This window comes from Tunturiibacter gelidiferens, from assembly GCF_013410115.1.
GTDB lineage: Bacteria > Acidobacteriota > Terriglobia > Terriglobales > Acidobacteriaceae > Edaphobacter > Edaphobacter gelidiferens.
Genome location: NZ_JACCCV010000001.1, coordinates 1,911,133 through 1,934,606, shown reverse-complemented (window position 1 = coordinate 1,934,606; position 23,474 = coordinate 1,911,133). Strand labels below are relative to the sequence as shown.

The window sequence follows — 23,474 nt, the reverse complement described above, 5'->3', positions numbered from 1 at the left end:
GAGCGAAGCCGAAGGATCCTGTATTTCGTCTTTACCTTTGCCTTCCCTGAACTCAAAGGGCAAGGTCCCAAGAAAAGTGGCTGCCTCATTTATAGTGCATTTTTATCCAGGTATTTTTCTACACACAAAAACCACGAAACCCGCGTCATTCCTGCTCCCGCACCACGCGAACATGGTGTTAGTTCACCACGTCGCACCACCGAAACATCACGTTGTCACCATGAATTCACCACAAGCTGCACACCCTTGGAGAGATCCCTCATGATTCGATCCCGCACTCTCGCCCTTGCCGCGCTTAGCCTCTCCCTTTTCAGCTCGTTCCCCCTCGCCGCCCAGCAGCCCGAGCAGATCCGCATCGACGCCGGCGCCCCCACCACCCCCTTCCCCCACTTCTGGGAGCAGACCTTCGGCTCCGGCCGCGCCATCCTCTCTCTCCGCCAGAGCTACCGCGACGATCTCCGCACCGTCAAGAACGTAACCGACTTCAAATCAGTGCGATTCCACGGCATCTTTCTCGACGAGGTCGGCCTCTACGACCCCGACGCAACGACGCAGAATCCCGGACTGCCTCCCGAAAAGGTCCAGGGCGCCGGCATCTACAACTTCTCCTACATCGACCAGATCTACGACGGCCTTCTCGCAAACGGCGTTCGCCCCTTCGTAGAACTCAGCTTCATGCCCCGCAAGATGGCAGCCGACCCAAACCAGACGCAGTCCTTCTTCTATAAACCAGTCGTATCTCCACCAAAGGATTACGCTCTTTGGGATGCAATGATCGCCGCCTTCGCCCAGCACTTGATCGACCGCTACGGCATCGACGAAGTCGCCACCTGGAACTTCGAGGTTTGGAATGAGCCGAACCTCGACTTCTGGGGCGGCCGACCCAACATGCCCACTTACTTCGAACTCTACGATCACACCGCGCTCGCACTCAAGAAAGTGAGTCAAAGGATTCGCGTAGGCGGACCATCGACGGCCCAGGCCGCATACGTCGCGGACTTCCTCCAGCACTGCAAAGACCACAACATTCCCGTCGACTTCGCCTCAACGCACGTCTACGCAAACGACACCGCCAAAGATGTCTTCCACACCGACGAACAGATTCCGCGAGACGTCATGGTCTATCGCGCAGTAAAAAAGGTGCACGACGAGATCGCCTCCTCTCCCTACCCCACGATGCCGCTACTCTTCAGTGAGTACAACGCCAGCTATTCGAACGAGCCCGACGTAACGGACACCACCTACATGGGACCCTGGTTAGCGAATAACATCCGCCAATGCGACGGCCTCACAGAGTCGATGAGTTACTGGTCGTTCTCCGACGTCTTCGAGGAACAGGGGGTCGTTCGAACGCCATTCTACGGTGGCTTTGGCCTCATCGCCGCCGACAGCATTCCAAAGCCATCCCTCAATGCTTTCGCGATGCTGCATCGCCTTGGAGACCACAGAATCAAACTCGAGAATGAGGATGCATTGGCAACCAGATCGGACGATGGCGCCGTAGAAGTCGCTTTTTGGAACTATGCCCCACCCTTCGGAACGGGCGCCGCCTATACCCCACCCCCCACCAGCAAGGGCACAGACAAAAACTTCCAGGTGACTGTCGCCGGCGTTCCATCAAACGCTAAAGTTGAGCTCTTGCGACTGGATGACGACCACGGAAATGCAGTAAAAGCATTTGACACAATGGGAAGACCGCGTGGCAGCCTCACGCAGGGCCAGATCAAACAATTGAAAGCAGCCGGTTCAATGGCACCTGCAGAACAACTGCGGCTCTCGGGCGGTCATCTGCAGATCACTGTGCCGCCACACGGCCTCGTTCTTCTTGTAGTCAAATAAACAGCCGCTGTTTGAGCGACCCGGGCCCGGTCCTGAACTCTTGAGTTAAGCCTGTGCCTCCTCGACGTGAAGTGAAACGCAGACTAACGACTCGTCACAATGCTTTGCGTCACAAGTAAAATTTTCTCCAAACGCCTCCCTCCGTCCAGAACGAGGTAACAATGACTAGCCGCAGAAGCAAGTTCCTACCGCTCTCTCTGATTCTTCTGTGCATTGCGTGGCCGACCTTCGCTCAATCTCAGGCGTCCGGCGACGAAGTCGTCACCATCGACCCCCACGCGACGACGACTCCATTTCCGCACTTTTGGGAGCAGATGTTCGGCTCCGGTCGCGCCATCCTCACCCTGCGCGAAGCCTACCGAGAAGACCTGCGCGCTGTTAAAAAAGTAGCGGACTTCCGCTACGTACGCTTTCACGCGATCCTTCACGACGAAGTCGGCGTCTACAACGAGGACGAGCATGGCAACCCCGTCTACAACTTCGCCTACGTCGATTCCATCTACGACGGCCTCCTGAAGAACGGTGTTCGTCCGGTCGTAGAGATCAGCTTCATGCCCAAGAAGCTTGCCTTCAACCCCGACGCTCTCCACCCCTTCTGGTACAAACAAAACGTCTCGCCACCAAAGAGCATGGAGCGTTGGGACGACCTCATCCAACACTTCGCCCAGCACTTGGTCGAGCGATACGGCATCGACGAAGTCGCCCAGTGGTACTTCGAAGTATGGAACGAACCTAACATCGACTTCTGGAACGGCATCCCCCGGCAAGAATCGTACTTCGAACTCTACGACCACACCGCACGCACTCTAAAATCCGTCAGCCCTCGTCTGCGTGTAGGCGGACCAGCAACGGCCGCGGCTCAATGGATCCCCGAGTTTCTCCAGCACACCGCGGAAAATCACATCCCCGTCGACTTCGTCTCCACCCATGGATACGCCGACGACACCGTCCACAACATGTTTGGCACCAACGAAGACATCCCCATGGACGACCGAGTCGGTCGCGCCATCGCAAAGGTTCGTGGAGAGATCAACCGCTCCGCCACACCTCACCTGCCGCTGTTTTGGACAGAATGGAACGTTCCGGGCATGATGGAGGCTCGCGACACGATCTACGTCGGCCCCGCCCTGGCCAACACAGTACGCGAGTGCGACGGCAACGTCGACATGCTCTCCTTCTGGACCTTCTCCGACGTCTTCGAAGAAGGCGGTCCCACCAGCACCCCATTTCGCGGAGACTTCGGCCTACGCGCCTTCGACGGAATCAACAAGCCCAGCTACTACGCCTACGGGCTCTTACACCAACTCGGCGATCAACGCCTTGCCAACGTCTCCAACAACGTTATCGTCACGCGAACGGCGAACGGAGATTTGGCGATCGCGGCATGGAATATGGTTGACCCCGGCCAACAGGGAACTTCCCGCGAACTAACCCTCCATCTGCTCGGCGTCCCACAAAACGCAAAGGCCGCGATTCAACGAGTCGACCTGACCCATGGAAATGTTCTGCCGCAGTGGGCCGCCATGGGTAAGCCCAAAAACCCGACACCGGAACAGGCCGAGCAGCTAAACCGCGAGACCGCACTCCCCGCCCCAGAAGAGATGGCACTTAGCAATGGAACTTTACACCTTAGTCTCAGTCCGAACGCGCTGCTACTGATCCACGTCGAAAACTCACGACATTGAATCGGCTCAGCCCAAGCCATCACACTTGCTCAGAGCGAGGCTCGGGGCATCCATACCCAGAGCGTCAACATTGTCTTCCGCATCATTCGACCGACTGGAAGAGATTCAAGAACCCTCGACCTGGCGAATATTGTCATAAAAGAAATCTCTCCTCTACCAAAGACCCCCGAAGAGTGTATCTTCGCTGAACAACTATGACCGTCTATGCGGACCTCTCAACCAAATCATTTCCCCGCCAGTTTGGGAGCAACCCCGACTGCGGACAGTATGACTACATCGCTTCCATCGGACTGGCAGCCGTGCGCCGTCCGTCATCGGCCCGCTCCCGCCGCTCACCTCTTCATGGCCTCCGCCAAAATAGGCGAAACCGGCAAAGCTCCTCTTCGCCAAAACCGATCATCCAAATAAAACCATCTCCATTCGAAATCCTGTGAGGAAACATGCACTTTGAAAACCGGAATGGGATTACACTTCATGGCAACGAAAGAGGAACGATGATCGAAGAATGTATCGGCCGACCAGAAGTTGAATTGAGGCGCGAACTCGTCCAGTTCGGCAGATGGCTCTCGCGGCTCGGCTTTATGCCGGGAACCTCAGGAAACCTCTCCGTCCGGCTCGATCAGGAGCGCCTGCTGGTCACTCCCACCGGCATGAGCAAGTACCTCATGCGCCCCTCCGACATGGTCATCGTCGACCTCGAAGGACGTCAGCTCACGGGCTCACGAAAGGTCACCAGCGAACTCAGCATGCACCTCGCCGTCTACCAGATGAGAACGGACATCGAAGCCGTCGTCCACTCCCATCCCCCCATCGCAACCGCCTTCGCCTGCGCCGGCCGCGCCCTCGACGAGATGCTCTGCCAGGAGGCCGTCATGACCCTCGGTTCAGTCCCACTGGCACAATATGCCACCACCGGTACCGACGAGGTCGCGGCCAGCCTCAGACCCTTTATCCCCCATCACACCGCCATCCTCATGGCCAATCACGGTGCCGTAGCGTATGGTCCCACGCTCCTCGACGCCTTCCTCAAGATGGAGACCGTCGAGCACCTCGCCCACATCCGCCTCGTCGCCCACCAGCTAGGCTCCTCGCAGACCCTGAGCGACGATCAACTGGACGATCTGCGCCGCGCAAAACAAAAATACCTCCGCAACGCAACTTAGCAACCCCATAGACGTCCTCCAGCCTCACCCATGTGCGAAGTCGATGAACGCATTTTGCGGATCAGTATGCAGCAGCGTCACATCTACCATGTCCCCCACGTCCAGCCCCTGCGCGCCTCGCACCACCTTACCCTCCACCGGAGGATCGAATACCCGAACATAGGTCCCCTTATCGTTCGCGCCGGTAATCACTCCATGAAAGCTCTTCCCCAGGCTACCGGCCAGAGCCACCGCTGCGACTCGCTTCAGCATCGCCCGTTCCACCTTACGCGCAGCCGACTCCCTCTCATTGCAGTGCTTCGCAATCGCCTCAAGCTCATCGTCGGTATAAGGAGCAGCCTCCCCCGCCAGCATTGCCTTCACCACCCGCTGCGTCACCAGGTCCACGAAGCGTCGGTTCGGCGCCGTCGAGTGGGAATAATCCTGCGCCGCCAACCCGAAGTGCCCCTGTTGCTCCGGCTCATCTCCCTTAGCCAGAACATACTCCCCCGGCCCCATCAGCTTGATGATCGCCAGCGACAGATCCGGATAATGCACCGCATCTGACTGCCTCTGTGCCTGCAGAAACGCGTTCAGCGCGCCCGAGTCTGGATTCCCCGGCAACACCGTCCCATACCTCCCCACAAGCTCCACAATCCGCGCCCATCGCTCTGGCGACCTCACCACCCTACGAATTGAAGATCGCTTCGCAGCCCGCAGCGTCCGCGCCATCGTCTCGTTCGTAGCAATCATCAACTCTTCAATCAAATCGCTCGCCCGGTTATGAAACGCCGTGCCAATCGACTCCACCTTGCCATCCACAACCACCGGATCGGCCTCCGCCCGGTTGAACTCCAGCGCTCCCATCTTCACTCGCTCAGCCCGCAGCGCCACCGCCGCCTCATCCTGCAATCGCAACTGCTCCTGCAACTCCGCCGAAGCAGCCACCTTCGCATCCGGCCCCGCTTTCCCTTCAAGCCACGGCCCGACGTGGCTGTACGCTAGCTGCGCCGTGTTCCGAACCTGCGCCCTGTAGATGGCAGTGTCCTGCACCTTCCCTCGACCGTCCACCACAAACTCGACAACCACCGCCATCCGATCCTCGTCTTCATTCAACGAAGTCAGATCCGTGGAAAGCTCCGTCGGCAGCATGGAAAAGTTCCGCACCGCCGTGTACACCGTCTGCGTCTGCTCCGCCGCATGACGATCCAGCGGCGTATCCTTCAGCACCGAAGCCGAAACATCGGCAACCCCGACCCTAACGCGCACCCCACCTTCCACGCGTTCGGCTACCTCAATCTGGTCCAGATCCCGCGAAGTGTCATTGTCGATCGAAGACCACGACAGCCCACGCAGATCGCGAACATCCGCATCGGCCTTCGCTCCCTCAGCCGCACGAATCGCCGCCACCTGCGCGTCGCTGCCGTCAGGAAAATCGGTACGAAAACCTTCGCGAACCATCTCAGCGGAGGCAGAAGCAACAAGATCAAAAGGATGAGCAGACATGCAAGGGAAGCCTACCACGCGAGTGCTAACTCTTCGTAACCGCCTCTTCCAGCGCCAATGCCAATCGCCCCGCCCAACGCGAAACCTGCTCTGCATCCGCACCGGTCACATCATCCCGGCTACCCTCCAGCACCGCCAGCTGCACCGCAAAGTTCCCAACCGTCGAGCTCTCCGCCGAGCCACGAAACAACTCCAACCCCGTAGCCTCCTGCGTCAGCCGATTCAAAAAATCATTTTGACTCCCACCACCCACCACAAACAGTCGCTTCAACCTCTTGCCACTGTGGTACGCCACGCGCTCCAGCACCTCCGCATACCGAGCCGCCAGGCTATGAAAGATCAAACTCGCAAAAGCCGGAGCATTCTCCGGTCCTTCCCCCAAAGCCACTAACCCCATCCTCACCCGTTGCGCATTAATCCTCTGTGGCATCCCTCCGGCCAGCAGCAGATCAGAGTCATCCACATCCAACAGCCCAACGGGTTTCGCCACTTTCTCCGCCGCAGCCACCAAATCCGGCACACTCCACTCCCGGCCCTCCGCCGCCCACTGATGTAGACACTGCCGGATCAGCCACATGCCGTTCACATTCTTGTGAAAGCAGACTCTTCCTCCCACCGCGCCGAGGTTCGTGAAGTTCTCCGCCGCCGCAGCCGCATCATTCCTCGGCTCCTCCAGCACAGTCCCCACAAGCGACCACGTTCCAGAGCTGATGTAAGCCCAGTCGTCCCCCACCGCAGGAATTCCCGCAATCGCCGAAGCAGTGTCATGGCAAGCCGGAGCGATCAGCACCGTATCGCGAAACGCCGCCAGCTCCGCCAACTCGCCACTCAACCTGCCAACCTCAGTCCCCGAAGGAACCAGCTTCGGCGCAAGCTCAACATTCAGCTCCGCCGCCTGAAAGATCTCCTCGCACCACCTCCGGGTCTTCAGATCCACCATCTGCGAGTGAGTCGCGTTCGTAAACTCCGCCACCGGCGCCCCACCCCAACGCGACAAAATATACTCCGGCAGATTCATCCACTGACTACCCGCAGGCAGTCCCTGCAACCGATCCGCATACAGCTGATACAGAGTGTTAATACGAAGCAACTGCACCCCCGTGCACTCGCGCAGTCGCTCAGGCGCAATCTCGAGGTGCAGACTCTGCTCCGCCTCAATCGTCCTCTCATCGCGATAACAAAATGGATCAGCGAGCGCCCTTCCATCTGCATCCACGCGCACATAGTCCACTGCCCAACCATCCACCGCAATCGAGCGCACGCCCTCCACTGCAATCTCCGCGCAGAGTCGAAGCCCATGCTTCAACCCGGCTTCGATCATCCCTAAATCCCAGCGCAGTCCACCATCCGCCTCACGAGGAGCGTTGGCAAACCGATTCACCACCGTCATCACCGGCCGTCCCGCCACCCAGCGCAGCAGCGAAACCCGGCAACTCTCCGCTCCCAGGTCCACCGCTACCAAAGCCCGCGTATCGTGCGGAACCAGCGCCCTATCTGGCGTCCGTCTCATCGCGTGCCTCTCCTATCGCAGATACGCTTCCGTCAAACCGCCGTCCACCGGAATCAAATGCCCCGTTGTGCAGCGAGCCAGAGGCCCCGCAAGGAACATAATCGCCTCTGCACAATCCTTCGGATCAATAGGCTGATGCGTCAAAGTCCGCGTCGCATAAAACTGCGCCAGCTCATTTCGCAATCCATCATCCGTATCGGTCTCTTCAAACGGCAGCTTGTACTTCTTCAACGAAGCAATCACGCGATCCCGCGGAAACATCGTCGAGCCCTTCACTACCGTAGCCGGACTAATCCCATTCACCCGCACCTTAGGCGAAAGCGAAACCGCCAGCTCCCGAACCAGGTGACTCAACGCCGCCTTACTCACGTCGTACGCCTCGCTGCCACGTTTCGCCACAACCGCATTCGCCGAACTCGTCAGCACCACGCTCGCGTCCAGTCCCTGCTCCGCGAAGATCTTCGCCGCCTCATCCGTCAGCAGGTAGTTCGCCGTGACATTAACTTCGAGCGTCAAAGCCCACTGCGCATCACTGATCACACCATCCGGCGAGGAAGGAAACAAGGCAGCTGTATTGATCAAGATATCGATTCCACCAAACTGCTTCACCGTCGACTCGAGAGCAGCCTTGATCGTCTTCCGGTCACGAATATCAATGCTCGTCCAGCTGACAGCCTCTTTCCCGGCAATCGCCTTCACCTCTTCAGCAACCGCCTCGGCACCCTTCACATCGCGGTCAGCAACCACAACATGCGCCCCCCTCGCAGCCGCCATTAGCGCAACTTCACGCCCAATCCCACTACCTCCGCCAACCACCAGAGCGATTCGACGGCTCAGCTCCTTCTCTGGCGGCTGTCTCCGAATCTTCGCCTCTTCCAGCTTCCAGTATTCAATCCGAAACGCCTCACTCGGCGGTAGCGCAACATAGTTCGCATGCACCGTAAACTGATCCGCGGAAGCCGCCGGTCCAGCCTGTGGAATATCGTTGCAGACCACACCCCCGCCCAGAGCCCCCGCGCCCTGCATCACGCCAATCGCATTGATATAGAACTCGCCGGTAATCCGCGACTCCGTCTTGTTCTTTCCAAAGCTGAACATTCCCACACCCGGCACCAGAACCACCGTGGGGCTTGCATCGCGCACAGCAGGCGAATCCTTCACCGCGTGTTTTTTGTAGTACTCCGCATACTCCACACGATACGTCTCAAGCGACGTCTCGATCAGCTCCTTCAACTCCGCTGGCTCACCCGCCGGGTTCCACTTGATAAACATCGGCCGAATCTTCGTACGAATAAAGTGGTCCGGGCAGCTCGTCCCCAAATGTGCTAGCCTCTCCGCCTGCGCCGAGTTCACAAACTCCATCACCTGCGGCAGATCACTAAAACTCCCAATCCACCTCTGCTTACGCGACACAACCCCACGCAGATAGGGCATCACCCGCAAGGCCACGTCCGCCCTGTCCTCGCGAATCTTTACCTCGCGCCCGCCAAAGTGCACATGCCCCGCAACGGAACCATGCCGTTCAATAAACTGCCCCAGCTGATCGATGATCGTAATCGTATTCAGGTAGCTCTCGCGCTGCGTATCTCCCCACGTAAACAGCCCATGGCCGCCAAGCACCACGCCATCGCACCCCGGCATCTCCTCCACGATCTTCTTCAACATCATGCCCAGCTCAAACCCGGGCCTCTGCCAAGGCAGCCACACCAGCTTGTGTCCAAACTCCTTATTGAACTCCTCCATCTTGATCTTCCCATTCGCCGAGGCCGCCAGCGCGATCCCCCAGTCCGGGTGCAGATGGTCCACATGGGCAAACGGCAAAAAGCCATGCAGCGGAGTATCAATCGAAGCCGCAACAGGATTATTCCCGAACGTACACAGCGGGTACATCTCCACCATCTCGTCTTCGAGATCGACCCCGCGATACGCCTTCTCCAGCGCCAGCAGCTTCTCCATGTAAAGCGTCGCAAACCCCGCACGCTTGATGCTGCCCAGATCTCCTCCGCTCCCCTTCACCCAAAGAATCTGCTTCGTCCCTCCATCCAGCGGATCGACCTGCTCCAGCTTCGAACTGGTATTTCCACCGCCGAAGTTGGTAATCCGCAGATCCGAACCCAACAGGTTCGATCTATATCTCAGCAGCTCCGGTGCATCCAGTTTTGCCGCGACCGCCTCGTCCCAACGATCTTCCAAAAACCGCAGCCCACTCTGTGCCGTCGTCATGTGTCAACCTCTATCGTCTCGGCCAATTCCAGGCCCCGACTATCATTCCACACACAACACCAATACGGCAACTATTTCCAATGAGAAAATAACCCTCAAACTCGCACTACACTAAGTGACTCCCGGGTCACCATCTTATGGGCCACATAGTTGTAAGGAGGAACCGTCTGTCCCCGCAGCAGCGACAGTCCAAGATGAATCAAACTCGGCCCATACGAGCTCGCCTCATGCGAAACCGATCCGATCAGCGGTGATTTGTCCTTCCGCATCTCCTGCATGGCCTCTGCAATGCAATCCTGCCCCACAATCGCCACATGCTTCTCGCGTTTCTGCTCTCGCACCGCATCCACCGCACCCAGCGCACTCGAGTCCGTAGCCGCAGCAATCAGAATGTGTCTGTCCTTGGGATGTCGCTGCAGAAAATCCGAGATCAGCTTCTTACTCCGGTCGCGCATCCCCCGCCCGTCGATCCGAACAAAGACCTCCACCGGTAACTCCGGATGTCCACTCCTCACTCCTTCAAACGCACCCGTAATCCGGCTCTGCACCAGCTGCCCCGCCTCAGCCAGATCCAGCCCGATCACCCAATCAACCTTCCCCTCCCAACTCGTCGTCGCATGCGCCCCCAGCGTCTCTCCCGCCTCAATTCCAACCCGGTAGTTATCCACTCCAAAATAAGTCGCGTGAGGATGCGGAATATCGATCGCAATCAGCGGAATCTTCGCTCCCGCAATCTTGTCACCGATCATCGGCGCAACCTCTTGCTCCACCTGGAACTCGATCACCAGATCCACTTTGCTTGAGACAAACTCTTCTGCGTTCCTCAAAGCAGTTGCAGAGTCATAACGGTTATCCAGAATCAGCAGATCGACGCCCACCGCCGCAGCCGCATCCTTCAAACTCTCGGTCACCTCCACCGAAAACGGCATATCCGCGCTCTGCCCGCCAAACCCGAAACGCATCTTCTTCGGCCGCGTCACCTGCCGGTACATCCCATCGGGGGACTGCGAAAGATATCCGCGATGAACAAACGTCTTCAACACCCGGTAGACGGTCGTCTTCGAGATCCGCGTCTGTCGATGGATCGATTCCAGCGTCATCGGCTGATTTTCCGACTGCAGCAGCTCCAGAATATCCAGCGCCTTCGACAACACAGGAATCAGATAAAGTCTTTTCGAGGTCTTTCGTACCGCCATAGTCTCCCGCTGAGGAGCAACCACTCAGCCGATCCATTATGCGGCACATGCGTTAGTTTCGCTAATGGAATTCCCCGTCTGGCCCGGAAGCAAACAGTACGCACCGTCGACTTTCGCTCCCTACAGTTCCTAGAAAGACGGTAATGTAACCCTCTGTGTTTTCCAATCTGCGGTGTGCTACAAGAGAAATACCTTGCCCCGTCCCAACACACCCGCCTTTCCCTTTACCTTCCCGCTCCCGTCGATCATAGCGATCCTCTTAGCCATAACGCTCCATCTCAACGCCCAGCAATTTACCTTTCAACGCTTCGATCAGGACGAAGGCCTCAAAAATCACGACGTCTTCAAACTCATACAGGACAAGACAGGATATCTCTGGGCCGCCACCGAAAACGGCCTCTTTCGCTACGACGGCGCAGAGTTTCATCGCTTTGGTGCGGCTGACGGAATCCTCGAAAGCCTGGTCATCGACGTCTATCAGGACGACTCCGGCCGCATCTGGGTAGCGACCAACGATCACCTCTACTATCTCTCGGGCTCTCGCTTCGAAGCCATTCCCTTCACACCCGGCGCACAGTTCACCCCCGGCCAGCATCTCACTTCCATCGACTCCCGCCACATCCTCTTCCTCAACAAGGGCGCGTTGATGCTCGCTCAGCCCGCCGGCACGCCGCAACACTGGATCGTCACGCCCTACTTCAATCCTCAGCAGATCGCCACACATCCCGCGCTCTCCCAGCTGCACAACGTCTTCGCAGATCGCGACGGCACCCTCTGGCTGGGCTGCGCACAACAGCTCTGTCACATCAACGGAAGTCAGATCGAAATACTGGGCGCTCAACAAGGAGTTTCCGCCGAGCCGTGGCGAGTTATCTTTCGTGATCGCCAGAATGCGCTCTGGATAAGAGACAGCCAGCACATCCGCGCTCTCACCCCCGGAAGCAGCGCCTTCATTGACCGCAGCATAGCTCCGGACACCCTCGGGACCTTCAGCGGATCAGGTATCCTCACCATCGCCGAAGATCGCAACGGATGCGTCCTGACGCAGACCGCCTCCGGCATAGCCCGTTGGAGCGGCGATCGTTGGCAGTTCTTCGACCGCGCCAACGGCCTCGATTTCCCCGACATCAGCACCATCTTCTCCGACCAGAACGGCTCCCTCTGGTTCAGCAGCCGCGGACATGGTCTCCGCCGCTGGCTCGGCTACGACGACGTAGAAAACTGGACAGTCTCTCAGGGCCTCAGCAACGACATCGTCTGGACCATCTTCCGCGATCGTCAAAGACACATCTGGTTCGGGGACGAATCTCAGGTAAGCCAGCTCGACGAAGCTCAAAACCACATCCTCCCGTCAAAGGCTCTTCCGCCAGCTCCCTTCGAAAAGACAGACGGCATCACCCAATCTCCCGACGGCTCCCTCTGGATCGTCAACATCTACGGCCAGCTCTTGCACTCCAATCCCGCCACCCGGCGATTCACCCAGATCGCAAAGCTGCCAACCATCGCCAGGCTCTTCACCGACTCCTCCCATCGCATCTGGCTACTCTCTCGCGAAGGCCTATACGTCATCAAGGATCCGGTCTCAGATCCTCACCCCGAAAAGGTCGACAACGCCCTCACCGCCACCGATGCCTTCGCAAACGCAACCGAAGCCGCCAATGGCACACTCTGGTTCATCTCCGACCATCATCTCTACCGTCTCTCGCGCAACCAATTCAACGAGCCCGATCAATGGACCGAGATCACCCTCGACAAATCCCTCATCCAGGGACAGATGCGTGGCATCGCCGCCGCAGCTGACGGCACCCTCTGGATCGGCGGCGGCCTTCCTTCCCTGCTCCATCTCCGCATCGACAGCAATCAAGGCCATCTCGTTGCGTCTTTTGCCAGCCCCGAGATTGTCTCTACCGACGTTCAGTTCGTCCGCTTCGACCGCCGCGGCTGGCTCTGGGTCGGAACCGACCTCGGCGTCAACGTCTTCAACGGAACAGTCTGGAAGCTCCTCACCCAACGCGACGGTCTCATCTCCAACGACACCAATGAAGGAGCCTTCCTCGCCGACGCCGACGGCTCCGTCTGGGTCGGCGTCAACGGCGGAGCCATTCATCTCCTCCATCCCGAACACCTCTTCTCCAACGTGCCTCTCAAGGTGATGATCGAGTCCGCGACCCTCGGCACCCGCCCTCTCAATCTCGCTGCCAACAAAGATGTATGGCGTTGGCGCGACGCTCCACTCGACGTCGCATTCACCTCACTCAACTACGACCGTCAGGGCTCCACGCTCTTTCGATATCGCCTCCTCGGCCTCGAGCCCGCATGGAATCAGACCGCCTCGCACCATCTGCACTACGCCGCCATGCCACCCGGCAGCTTCCGCTTCGAAGTCGAAGCAATTGACCCTGATCAGCAAAGACACTCCGCCATCGTCTCCTTCGCAGTCTCCATCCGGCCTCCCTGGTGGCGCACCCGCACCTTCTATCTCTGCCTCGCGGTCTTCTCCTTCCTCTGCTCTCTTCTCTTCTGGCATCTGCGCGAGCGACGGCTCATCAAGCGACAGCTGCTATTGGAAAAACTCGTCGCACAGCGCACCAGCGAACTCGAAGCCGAAAAGAGGGAGCTCCTCACAACCCGCGAAGCCCTCCACCACCAGGCCACTCACGATGCACTGACAGGCCTGTGGAACCGGTCCGCAATCCTCGACATCCTTCAGCGCGAGTTGGACCACGCCCGCCGCGACGGCACTCAATTAGCCGTCGTTCTGGCAGACATCGACTACTTCAAAAAAATCAATGACACCCTCGGCCACCTCGCCGGCGATCTCATCCTGCGCGACGCAGCTCATCGCATGGCACAAAACATCCGCCCCTCGGACTTCATCGGGCGCTACGGCGGAGAAGAGTTCCTCATCGTTCTGCCAGGACTTCCTGAAGGCGATCCCCCTGCGCGCCTCAGCCAGATCCAGCACGCCATCTCCCAGGCGCCATTTTTCTATCTCGCCGAGTCCATCCACGTGACCTCAAGCTTCGGAGCAGCCTGGATCAACCTCGAAACCATCAGCGTGGAAGACATGATCCGCCACTCCGACGAAGCTCTCTACGCCGCCAAGGCCTCTGGCCGCAACCGCATCGTCTTCCACCCCAGCCCCCACAGCCAGGCGCTCTCTACGAGACAACCTAGCGACCCGTAACCACTCGCGACCGCCATGATGACGACAACATCTCTCAGACGTAGCTCGAAACGCTACGTGCATTCCTGCTCGCTCGCTCACGCGTAATCTTCTCCACATACCCACTCTCCGCCAACGCCTTCAGCGGTTCCACCGGTAGTCCACGTGCCACACGCCACTCCCTCACAACCGGCCGCACATCGTGCCAGAAGGTGTCTCTAAAGCACTCCTCCGCCTCCACCAGCCGACACTCCTGCTGCAACTCCGCAAGCCTCGCCTGATTGATCAGCGCCGCCTTCGCATATAGCTCCTGCGCCGTCACCACTGTCTGCACCATCGCCTCCACCTTGCCCTTAAGGTTATGGCTCTGGTCGATCATAAACGCGACATCCGCACGATCCTTCTCGTCCGCACTCAAAATTTCATGGAAGATGCGAAACACCTGGTAAGGATCGATCGAGCCCAGCGTCAGGTCATCGTCCGCGTACTTCCGGTCGTTGAAATGGAATCCACCAAGCTCCTTCACATGCAGCAACCACGTCACGATCTGTTCAATATTTGTCCCTGGCGGATGATGCCCCGTATCCACCAGCACCTTCGCCTTCGGCCCGCACCGTCGCACCAACTCCAGCGCCATCCCCCAGTCCGCGATGTCAGTGTGATAAAAAGCCGGTTCAAACGGCTTGTACTCAATCAGCATCCGCTGGTCTTCACCCAGCGCAGCATGAACCGCACCCAGCACCTCTTCCATCCATCCAATCCGCTTACGGATGCTCTGCGTCCCGGGATAGTTCGACCCATCCGCAATCCACAACGACAAATCTTTCGACCCAAGCTCCCGCCCAATCTCCGCAGAGTCCAGCAGATGCTTCAACGCCATCCCACGAATCTCTGCGCTGGGATTCGCAATCGATCCATACTTATACTCAGCGCTCTGAAACAGATTCGGATTGATCGATCCTGCCTTCATTCCGTACTTGTTCTCGAGCGCCTGAATCGCAGGAATATCGGCCGTCCCATTTGGTAGATCCCACAGCACGTGCAGCGCCACCGTAGGGCTTGCCCCAGTCAATGCATTCACCTGCGCGGCATCGCTGAACTTCTCTTCAATCGTCGTCGCAGCCCCACTCTGGACGAACTTCCCGAAACGCGTACCAGTATTCGCAAATCCCCATGATGGAACTTCGATTCGAAAACTATCCAGTGCACTGAACACTCTTTGTGCATCCCGCTCTGCAATCCCTGCACCGTTGTTTCCCATCACTCAATCCCTCACAGATCCAATATATTACGATATAGAAATATACTCTCTATTGAAACATCAGCAGACTGCGCCTTTTTACTCCCATTTGTCAAAAGATTTTTTCCACGCTTCAAACAATCAGGATCACATCCAGAAATCGCGGCCCATGCACCCCTTTGATCCGCGTCATCTCGATATCTGCCGTCGCAGACGGCCCCGAAACAAACGTAGTCGCCAGCCCCGCGGTCCGTTGTAGCTGCGCCATAGACTCCGGCACCGTCTCCACCACATCCTCCGCCCTCACAACACAGAGGTGGTAATCCGGCACCAGCGTCGCCGCCCGTCTCCCTTGCCCCGCGGCACTCTGCAGCACGAACGTCCCCGTCTCTGCAATCGCCAGCGTCGCCCCCGTCATCACCCCATCGACACCATCCAACTCCTCCGAGGACAAACCCTCATCCACCACAAACTCCACCCCACCCGCTGAAGCCGGCAGCCACGCAACAGGCATTCCTACCGGCACCACCATCCGCCGAACTCCGCGCTCAGCCAGCATCTCCGCCACACTCTGCTCTACTCTCCCACTCCCAGCACGAACCACCCGCGCATCATAGTCCCGCAGTCGATCCTCCAGCAGCTTCAGAACCCCCTCGCGCTCCCCCGTTCCCTTCCGCCTATACTCCCGCACAATCCGATCCCACCCAATCTTCGCCGCAGTTCCATCCGACGCTCCACCTGTAGCCGCCCTGATTCGCCGCAACACTTCGTCCCGCGCCGAATTTGTAACCGTATCAGTTGCCATTGCCACCCCGCCTCTCCCACCACTCCCGAAACGTCTCCTTCGGCATCTCCCGCAGATCTCTAACCTGCGTCCAACCACCCAGCAGGCCCGGCAGCCATCCAATCCATCCCTCACCCTGTACATCCTTATGAACCAACGGCCTCTCCGCCACCCGCCCCAGCCGCTGCGCCGCCCTGAATCTCCTCTCACTCCGAAAGATCATCGCCATCGCCTTCATCGCGCCGGCCTCCACGTCAAAGAATCCCGCGACCCCAGCCGTATTCTGCCTCACCACCCTATTCCGCAAATGAATCAGTACCTCCGGGATGTTGATCTTCACCGGGCAAACCTCGTAGCACGCTCCGCACAGCGAAGACGCATAGGGCAGCGACTGTGCATGCTGCATCTCCTGCAACTGCGGCGTCAAAATCGCACCAATCGGCCCCGCATACACGCTCCCATACGCATGCCCACCCGTCTGCCGATACACCGGGCAGGCATTCTGGCACGCCCCGCATCGGATGCAGTTCAACGTCTGCCGCGCCTCCTCATCCGCCAGAATCTCCGTCCGCGCATTATCCATCAACACCACATGAAACACTCGCGGGCCATCCGCAGCATCCACCCCAGTCCAGATCGAGTTATAAGGATTCATCCGCTCTCCGGTAGCAGACCGAGGCAGCAACTGCAGCATCACCTCAAGGTCCTGAAACCTAGGCAGCACCTTATCAATCCCCGCAATCGTAATCAGCGTCTCCGGCAGCGTCAGACACATCCGTCCGTTGCCTTCGCTCTCCACCACACAAACACCGCCCGTCTCCGCAATCAAAAAATTCGCCCCACTCACCGCCGTCTTCACCCGCAGAAACTTCTCCCGCAAAAACATTCGCGCCGCATCCGCCAGATCCTCCGGCCTCTCGCCCAACTCCGGCAGATTCATCTTGCGCTGAAAGATCTCACGAATCTGTTGCCTGTTCTTATGCAGAGCAGGCACAACAATATGCGAAGGCCGATCCTCCCCTAACTGAATGATCAACTCCGCCAGATCGGTCTCAAACGCATGAATCCCCGCCGCCTCCAGCGCCGTGTTCAGTTCAATCTCCTCCGTCGTCATCGACTTGATCTTGATCACTTCATCCGATCCCGAGGCCTTCACCAGTCCGACAACAATCCCTCGCGCCTCCTCCGCATCCCGAGCCCAATGCACCACTCCACCAGCGCGCGTGCAGTTGGCCTCAAACTCCTCGAGATAAAAATCCAGATACTCCATCGTGTGCTGGCGAATCTGCCTGCCCGCCTCACGCAACTCCTGCCAATCAGGCATCTCGCCGACAACACGAGCCCGCTTGCCCTGGATCACATCCGTAGCATGCCGCACATTCTTCCGCAGCTGCGTATCTCCCAGCATCGCCTTCGCCGCCATCGGAAACGTCGGAGCGGTCTTCGGATCCAACCCAACCCCACTCATTGCCTATCCCCGTCTTCCCCTGCCAGAATCTCCGCCAGATGCACTGTCCTGACTCCCGTCTTCTGCCGATGTAACGCTCCCTGAAGATGCATCAGGCAAGAGTTATCGCAAGCCGTACAAGCCTCCGCCTTTGTATTCAAGACCGCCGTCGTCTTCTCCGCCAGCATCGCGCTCGAAACATCAGCGTTCTTCACGGCAAACGTCCCGCCGAATCCGCAGCACTGTTCCAGCCCCTCCAACTCCACCAGATCAATCCCTCTCACCGCCTTCAGCAGCCGCATCGGTCCATCACCCAGCAACAGATTTCTCAACCCATGGCAGCTCGCGTGATACGTCACCCGATGCGGATAATAAGCCCCCACATCCTCCAGCCCCAGCCGCTTCGTCAGAAACTCTGAAAACTCAAACACCTTTGGCAGCAGTTCCTCAACCTCCACAATCAACTCCCGCCGGCCGATCGCCAAAGCCATCTTCGGATAGTGATCTCGCATCATCGCCACACACGAGGACGAAGGAACCACCACAGCCTCCGCCCCACGAAACTGCGCAACAAACCGCTCCAGCAGGGGCATCGCCTCCGCCTGGTAGCCAGTGTTATAGTGCATCTGCCCGCAGCATGTTTGCCCTCGTGGAAACTCCACAGTATGCCCCAGACGCTCCAGCACCCTCACCACAGCCTTACCGGTCTCAGGAAACAGAGTGTCGTTATAACAGGTGATAAACAGTGAAACTCGCAGACGAACCTCCAACGAAGCAGCGATCCAGGAATTAGATTCAATAGAGAGTATATTTCCCTAACGCAACTCGCGTCAGGTACGATAGTACCCGCTCAACCCTAGCATCACCATCATTCACCAGAACGAGGCCTCGTGGGACCCAATCCTTTCATCGGCGTCATCTATCACTGGATCGGCGGTTTCGCCTCCGCCACCAACTTCATCCCCTTCCGCGGCATCAAGCGCTGGTCCTGGGAGATCTACTGGCTCATCCAGGGATTCGCCGCCTGGATCGTCGCGCCAGTCGTCCTCGCTACCCTCCTCGTCCCTAATCTCTTCGGCATCCTCCACGCCGCGCCCCCATCCAGTATCCACTACGCCATCTTCTGGGGAATCCTCTGGGGAGCCGGCGGCCTCACCTTCGGCCTCGCCATCCGCTACCTCGGCATCGCCCTCGGGTACGCCATCGCCCTCGGCCTCTGCACCGCCTTCGGCACCCTCATCCCGCCAATCTACGACGGCTCCATCCACGTCATCCTGCACGAGACCTCCGGCCAGATCATCCTCGCCGGCGTGCTCCTCTGTCTCATCGCCGTAGCCGTCAACGGCGCCGCCGGCCTCTCAAAAGAGCGTGAAGTCACCCTCGAAGAGAAAGCCGAAGCCGGTGAGACCGACTACAACTTCGGCAAAGGCCTCGCCGTCGCCATCTTCGCCGGCGTCATGAGCTCCTTCTTCGCCTTCGGCCTCAAAGCCGGAGCCCCCATCGGAGCACTCGCCAAAACCGAACTTCTCGCCCACAACCGCCTCGACCTCTGGCAGAACTTGCCCATCCTAATCGTTGTCCTCTGGGGAGGGTTCCTTACCAACTTCGTCTGGTCGGCCATTCTCATCCTAAAAAACGGCTCGATCAAACAGTTCACAGGCCAACCCGGCCTCAACCCCATGCGCGCCACCCACGCCTCCGGCCAGACCCTGGTCGACTTCGACCCACTCGACCCCTCCACCTACGACCATCTCGCCCCAAAAACCCTCGTCCTGAACTACATCTTCGCCTCGCTCGCCGGCGTCATCTGGTACTTCCAGTTCTTCTTCTACTCCATGGGCCAGACCAAGATGGGCAAGTACGACTTCTCCAGCTGGACCCTCCACATGGCCAGCATCATCATCTTCGCCACCCTCTGGGGTCTCTTCCTCAAAGAGTGGCGAGGCACCAGTCGCCGCACCAAAACCCTGGTAGCCGCAGGCCTCTTCCTTCTCATCAGCTCCACCATCGTCGTCGGCTACGGCAACTACCTCAAAGCCAACGAAGCCCCCACCACCATCACCGCCCGTTAGCCGCCACTACCTCAACCACCAATCAATAGGCATCGCTAAAATGACGGCATGCCGACGTGCCGGTCACTTCATGTATTCGTTTGTGTTTGCGCCTTCTTGTGCCCGATCGAATGCACGGCTGCCGGACCAGCTGCCAAACAAGGAATTAGCCAGTATTCGCTCACTCAATGGGGCCACCGCGATGGCCTGCCCTCCGCCGCCATCTATGCCATCGCCCAGACCCCCGACGGCTTCCTCTGGCTGGGAACAGCCGACGGTCTCATTCGTTTTGACGGCATTCGTTTCTTCCAGGTCCCGCTCATGGGCAAGGGAGACACAGCCTTCGGTAAAGTGAAAGCGCTTGCAGCAAGCGCAGATGGTGCGTTGTGGGTCGGCACGGAGACCGGGATACTCGTCCGGATCGATGGCCCCGCGATGAAAAGCCTGACACTCAACCTGCCTATCTCGTCGATCCGGGAGCGCCCCGATTCCCTGATCGAGGTAGAGGCCTCGAATCAGGTCTTCCGCGTCTCTCCCGCGACCATGCAGGTTACAACAACATGTCAGGTACGGTCGGCCTCGGCTCTCGTTTCTGCGCCCCATCCACCTCAGTCGATGCCACTGGCAAAAGTCGACCCAACGGAATGCGGTCTCCAGTCCGCCCACAATATTGCACCGTCCATCCTCGACAGGACGCATCTCGCCTCCGATCAGATCCGCAGCATCTTGCCCGATACCGATGGCAACCTGTGGTTGGCAACCCGAGAGAGCGGTGTCATCCGCGTGAGTACTACCGTGGGTGAAGCTCGCGCTGAAAAGGAACAGTTCTCCGTCGTCGATGGCCTGTCGAGTGACTCCGTATGGACCCTCTTTCAGGACCGCGAACACAATCTCTGGATCGGGACGCAGAACGGACTCAATCGACTTCGCTATGACAAGTTCGCCACCATGACCCGCCGCTCAGGCCTTCTGAGCGACAACATGACCTCGCTGGCGGTAGTCGGGAGCAAGGTCTTTGCCGGATCAGCAGTCGGCCTCAACGAGATAACGGCCACAGGCGCGAAGAGCGTGCTGCGCGAAAGCATCCTCTCCCTTACGGGGGGCATCGACGGCACCTTGTTCGCAGGTACGCCCCACGGGCTAAGCGTAGTAAAGGATGGCCGCAGTCACGTCGTCCAGCCCGGCGTTCAGGTCACACAGATCACATCCATAGCGCAATCTTCCACTGGCGAACTCTGGTTCTACGACCAGCACGGAGGTCTCTTTCGCTGGGAGCCGGGGCAAGTTGCCATCGCAGTCACCACGCCTGCGCTCCAAAGCAAGGCCGTTTCGGTCATTGCAGCAGGCACGCACGGAGAAGTGTGGTTCGGACTCAGTACCGGCGAGATCGTCCTCTATAACGGTGTCACCTTCCACCAGTTCACCGCCGCGGATCACCTGCCCGGCGGATCACCCCACGCCATCTCCGCCGACAGCGACGGCGGTGTCTGGATCGCTTCAGAACGCGGCCTAGCGCGCTACAGCGGAGGTAGATTTACCTCTTGGTCCAGAAAGAACGGGCTGCCTGGCAGCCGAGTTCTCTGGGCAGTGCCAGGCCCAGGCGGCCGGCTCTGGCTCGGCTACAACATTGGTGTCGCCTCGGTGACTGTCAGTGATCTTCTGCATGCCGCAACTGATCCAAAGTTCCTTGTTCCGTATGATTTTTATGACGACGGCGATGGTCTTCACAGCAACCCAGACCTGCACGGCAGTACTCCCGTTGCGGTTCTCCCCGATGGCCGCATCTGGCTTACGGCATCGGAAGGCCTCGCCACCATCGATCCTGCGCACATCCGCAAGAACCCTGTCCCTCCGCCCGTACATATCGTCCAGATCACAGTGGACGATGCGAACGTAGACGTCGCAAAAGCAATCACTCTCCCTCCGCGAACCCGCCGCATCGAGATCAACTACACAGGCCTCAGCTTCACCAACCCGCGCAAGGTAACGTTTCGTTATCGGCTCCTCGGTTTCGATTCCCAGTGGAATATTGAGTCCACTCGCCGCTTCGCGACATACACGAATCTCTCTCCAGGCAAGTACCGCTTTGAAGTGCTGGCTGCGAACGACGATGGCGTGTGGAGTACCGAGCCCGCAGTCCTGGACTTCACCCTGTTACCAGCCTTCTATCAGACGAAATGGTTCATCGCGCTATGCCTCTTAGCGCTATTGCTGGCTATCCTCCTCCTGGTCCGGTTCAGAATTCGTTCCGTAGCCGATGGGCTTCGGCTGCGTTTCGAAGAGCGGCTGGACGAACGCGCACGCGTGGCCCAGGATCTGCATGACAATCTGCTGCAGGATGTCATGGGAATCAGCCTCCAACTTGAGATCGCCGATGAGTTGACTCCTCCTGGAGCGGCAGGCAAGCCAATACTCAGTCGGGCCCTTCAGCTCTCTGAATCAGCCTTGGCGCAAGGGCGTGGCGCACTCACAACTCTGCGAGCAACTATGGTCTCGGCACAGGACGTGCTCCAGACCCTCAAACTTACCGCGACGCACTTCACGGAAGACCGGCACCAGGCGATCCGCTACATCACCGAGGGAACAGAACTCCCGCTCCGGGCCGGCGTCGGCGATGAGATCATCCAGATTGCGTGCGAGGCCCTGCGAAATGCCCTGCAGCACACGCGCGGCCGCGTTGATGTGCGACTCAGCTATACCCCCAACGTCTTCACCCTACATATCCATGATGAAGGGCCAGGCATCAGCCAGCCGATCCTTGAATCGGGCGTGCCCGGACACTTCGGCCTGACGGGCATGCGGGAGCGTGCCTCCAGGATTGCGGCTACCCTTACCATTGAATCAAAGCGCGGCAACGGCACACAGATCCGGCTCACGGTTCCCGGACGCATGGCTTATCCCGACCACAACGCGAGTCCGAGCATCTGGGGCAGACTCCAGGCACGTTGGTCGGGCACACACCGTCAACCATAGAATTCACCAGAGATGATAAAAACTCCACGAATCCGAATCCTCTGCATAGACGATCATCCTATCGTCCGCGACGGGTTGATCAGCATCGTGAACCTGCAGCCGGACATGGAGATCGTCGGCGCGGCAGGTTCTGGTGCGGAGGGCCTTAGCATGTTTCGAGACATCAACCCGGACATAACCTTGGTCGACCTTCGTCTTCGTGATACCACCGGATTCGACCTGATTCGCAACATCCTGGAGCTCTCTCCCTCTGCTCGCACCATTGTTCTCACCTCTTTCGAAGGTGACGTGGACATTGAGCGCGCCCTCGCTGCGGGCGCAAGAGGCTATGTGGTGAAGGGCATGGTCCGCGAGGAACTCCTTCATGCGATCAGGGCCGTTCATGCCGGCAAGCAGCACGTGCCCTCCGCCGTCGCGGCGAAGCTCGTCGATCACCTCGCCTCAGAGAAACTCACCCAGCGTGAGCTCGATGTGCTGAAGGAAGTCGCACGGGGCAAGCGAAACAAAGAGATCGGCGCAACGCTCTCCATCGCGGAAGACACGGTCAAGATGCACGTAAAAAACATCCTGATGAAGCTCGGCGTGAATGACCGCACCGAGGCGGTTACGAACGCTCTGCGCCGTGGCATCATCCACCTGAACTAGCCCACCGATACACCCGAAAGAGTTACCTTTTCTACGCCCGGTTTGGGGTATCGAAGGCACACGAAGA

At 58.7% G+C, this 23,474-nt stretch carries 15 protein-coding genes; 7 read left to right on the top strand and 8 right to left on the bottom strand.

The window, feature by feature from the left end:
- Nucleotides 1-261: 261 nt before the first annotated feature.
- The 3 genes from HDF12_RS08170 to HDF12_RS08160 all read left to right on the top strand — a co-directional run bounded on the left by HDF12_RS08170 (nt 262) and on the right by HDF12_RS08160 (nt 4,687).
- Nucleotides 262-1,839: a GH39 family glycosyl hydrolase gene (locus tag HDF12_RS08170; protein WP_179582026.1), complete on the top strand. Its 1,578-nt coding sequence runs from the start codon at nt 262-264 to the stop codon at nt 1,837-1,839.
- 161 nt (nt 1,840-2,000) lie between these two features.
- Nucleotides 2,001-3,524, top strand: coding sequence for a GH39 family glycosyl hydrolase (locus tag HDF12_RS08165; RefSeq protein WP_179582025.1), 1,524 nt, complete (start codon nt 2,001-2,003; stop codon nt 3,522-3,524).
- Nucleotides 3,525-4,018: 494 nt separating this feature from the next.
- Nucleotides 4,019-4,687 (top strand): class II aldolase/adducin family protein, encoded by a 669-nt coding sequence (locus HDF12_RS08160; RefSeq protein WP_179582024.1) that lies wholly within the window; start codon nt 4,019-4,021, stop codon nt 4,685-4,687.
- Nucleotides 4,688-4,711: 24 nt separating this feature from the next.
- Here the strand turns inward: HDF12_RS08160 and HDF12_RS08155 are convergent, their stop codons facing one another.
- The 4 genes from HDF12_RS08155 to HDF12_RS08140 form a co-directional block, all read right to left on the bottom strand.
- A complete protein-coding gene (locus tag HDF12_RS08155) occupies nt 4,712-6,172 on the bottom strand; it encodes an RNB domain-containing ribonuclease (RefSeq protein ID WP_179582023.1) in 1,461 nt (486 codons plus the stop codon).
- 25 nt (nt 6,173-6,197) lie between these two features.
- A complete protein-coding gene (locus HDF12_RS08150; protein WP_179582022.1) occupies nt 6,198-7,682 on the bottom strand; it encodes a rhamnulokinase in 1,485 nt (494 codons plus the stop codon).
- A gap of 12 nt (nt 7,683-7,694) precedes the next feature.
- On the bottom strand, nt 7,695-9,905 hold the full coding sequence (locus HDF12_RS08145; protein ID WP_179582021.1) for a bifunctional rhamnulose-1-phosphate aldolase/short-chain dehydrogenase: 2,211 nt from the start codon (nt 9,903-9,905) through the stop codon (nt 7,695-7,697).
- 95 nt (nt 9,906-10,000) lie between these two features.
- Nucleotides 10,001-11,101: a substrate-binding domain-containing protein gene (locus HDF12_RS08140; protein WP_179582020.1), complete on the bottom strand. Its 1,101-nt coding sequence runs from the start codon at nt 11,099-11,101 to the stop codon at nt 10,001-10,003.
- 193 nt (nt 11,102-11,294) lie between these two features.
- On the opposite strand from HDF12_RS08140, the gene HDF12_RS08135 reads away from it, so the two are divergent.
- On the top strand, nt 11,295-14,288 hold the full coding sequence (locus HDF12_RS08135; protein WP_179582019.1) for a ligand-binding sensor domain-containing diguanylate cyclase: 2,994 nt from the start codon (nt 11,295-11,297) through the stop codon (nt 14,286-14,288).
- 34 nt (nt 14,289-14,322) lie between these two features.
- Here HDF12_RS08135 and HDF12_RS08130 read toward each other — a convergent pair whose 3' ends face one another.
- The 4 genes from HDF12_RS08130 to HDF12_RS08115 form a co-directional block, all read right to left on the bottom strand.
- Entirely contained in the window at nt 14,323-15,528 is a 1,206-nt protein-coding gene (locus HDF12_RS08130) for a sugar isomerase (protein WP_179582018.1), read from the bottom strand.
- Between the two features lie 112 nt (nt 15,529-15,640).
- A complete protein-coding gene (locus HDF12_RS08125; RefSeq protein WP_179583520.1) occupies nt 15,641-16,312 on the bottom strand; it encodes a LutC/YkgG family protein in 672 nt (223 codons plus the stop codon).
- Nucleotides 16,302-17,759, bottom strand: a complete 1,458-nt coding sequence (locus HDF12_RS08120; protein WP_179582017.1) for a LutB/LldF family L-lactate oxidation iron-sulfur protein — start codon at nt 17,757-17,759, stop codon at nt 16,302-16,304. Before HDF12_RS08120 ends, HDF12_RS08125 begins: the two co-directional genes overlap by 11 nt.
- Nucleotides 17,756-18,496: a (Fe-S)-binding protein gene (locus tag HDF12_RS08115; protein WP_179583518.1), complete on the bottom strand. Its 741-nt coding sequence runs from the start codon at nt 18,494-18,496 to the stop codon at nt 17,756-17,758. Before HDF12_RS08115 ends, HDF12_RS08120 begins: the two co-directional genes overlap by 4 nt.
- A 132-nt stretch (nt 18,497-18,628) precedes the next feature.
- Between HDF12_RS08115 and HDF12_RS08110 the strand changes: the two genes are divergently transcribed.
- From HDF12_RS08110 to HDF12_RS08100, 3 genes are all read left to right on the top strand, one after another.
- Complete coding sequence (locus HDF12_RS08110) at nt 18,629-19,810, top strand: L-rhamnose/proton symporter RhaT (protein ID WP_179582016.1); 1,182 nt, start codon at nt 18,629-18,631, stop codon at nt 19,808-19,810.
- A gap of 96 nt (nt 19,811-19,906) precedes the next feature.
- A complete protein-coding gene (locus HDF12_RS08105; RefSeq protein ID WP_179582015.1) occupies nt 19,907-22,762 on the top strand; it encodes a ligand-binding sensor domain-containing protein in 2,856 nt (951 codons plus the stop codon).
- Between the two features lie 12 nt (nt 22,763-22,774).
- A complete protein-coding gene (locus HDF12_RS08100; RefSeq protein ID WP_179582014.1) occupies nt 22,775-23,407 on the top strand; it encodes a response regulator in 633 nt (210 codons plus the stop codon).
- Nucleotides 23,408-23,474 lie beyond the last annotated feature (67 nt).

Bases quoted from the DNA above. Each gene is read 5' to 3' on its own strand.
- HDF12_RS08170 (WP_179582026.1), top strand. From the start codon at position 262: ATGATTCGATCCCGCACTCTCGCCCTTGCCGCGCTTAGCCTCTCCCTT.
- HDF12_RS08165 (WP_179582025.1), top strand. From the start codon at position 2,001: ATGACTAGCCGCAGAAGCAAGTTCCTACCGCTCTCTCTGATTCTTCTG.
- HDF12_RS08160 (WP_179582024.1), top strand. From the start codon at position 4,019: ATGATCGAAGAATGTATCGGCCGACCAGAAGTTGAATTGAGGCGCGAA.
- HDF12_RS08155 (WP_179582023.1), bottom strand. From the start codon at position 6,172: ATGTCTGCTCATCCTTTTGATCTTGTTGCTTCTGCCTCCGCTGAGATG.
- HDF12_RS08150 (WP_179582022.1), bottom strand. From the start codon at position 7,682: ATGAGACGGACGCCAGATAGGGCGCTGGTTCCGCACGATACGCGGGCT.
- HDF12_RS08145 (WP_179582021.1), bottom strand. From the start codon at position 9,905: ATGACGACGGCACAGAGTGGGCTGCGGTTTTTGGAAGATCGTTGGGAC.
- HDF12_RS08140 (WP_179582020.1), bottom strand. From the start codon at position 11,101: ATGGCGGTACGAAAGACCTCGAAAAGACTTTATCTGATTCCTGTGTTG.
- HDF12_RS08130 (WP_179582018.1), bottom strand. From the start codon at position 15,528: ATGGGAAACAACGGTGCAGGGATTGCAGAGCGGGATGCACAAAGAGTG.
- HDF12_RS08125 (WP_179583520.1), bottom strand. From the start codon at position 16,312: ATGGCAACTGATACGGTTACAAATTCGGCGCGGGACGAAGTGTTGCGG.
- HDF12_RS08120 (WP_179582017.1), bottom strand. From the start codon at position 17,759: ATGAGTGGGGTTGGGTTGGATCCGAAGACCGCTCCGACGTTTCCGATG.
- HDF12_RS08100 (WP_179582014.1), top strand. From the start codon at position 22,775: ATGATAAAAACTCCACGAATCCGAATCCTCTGCATAGACGATCATCCT.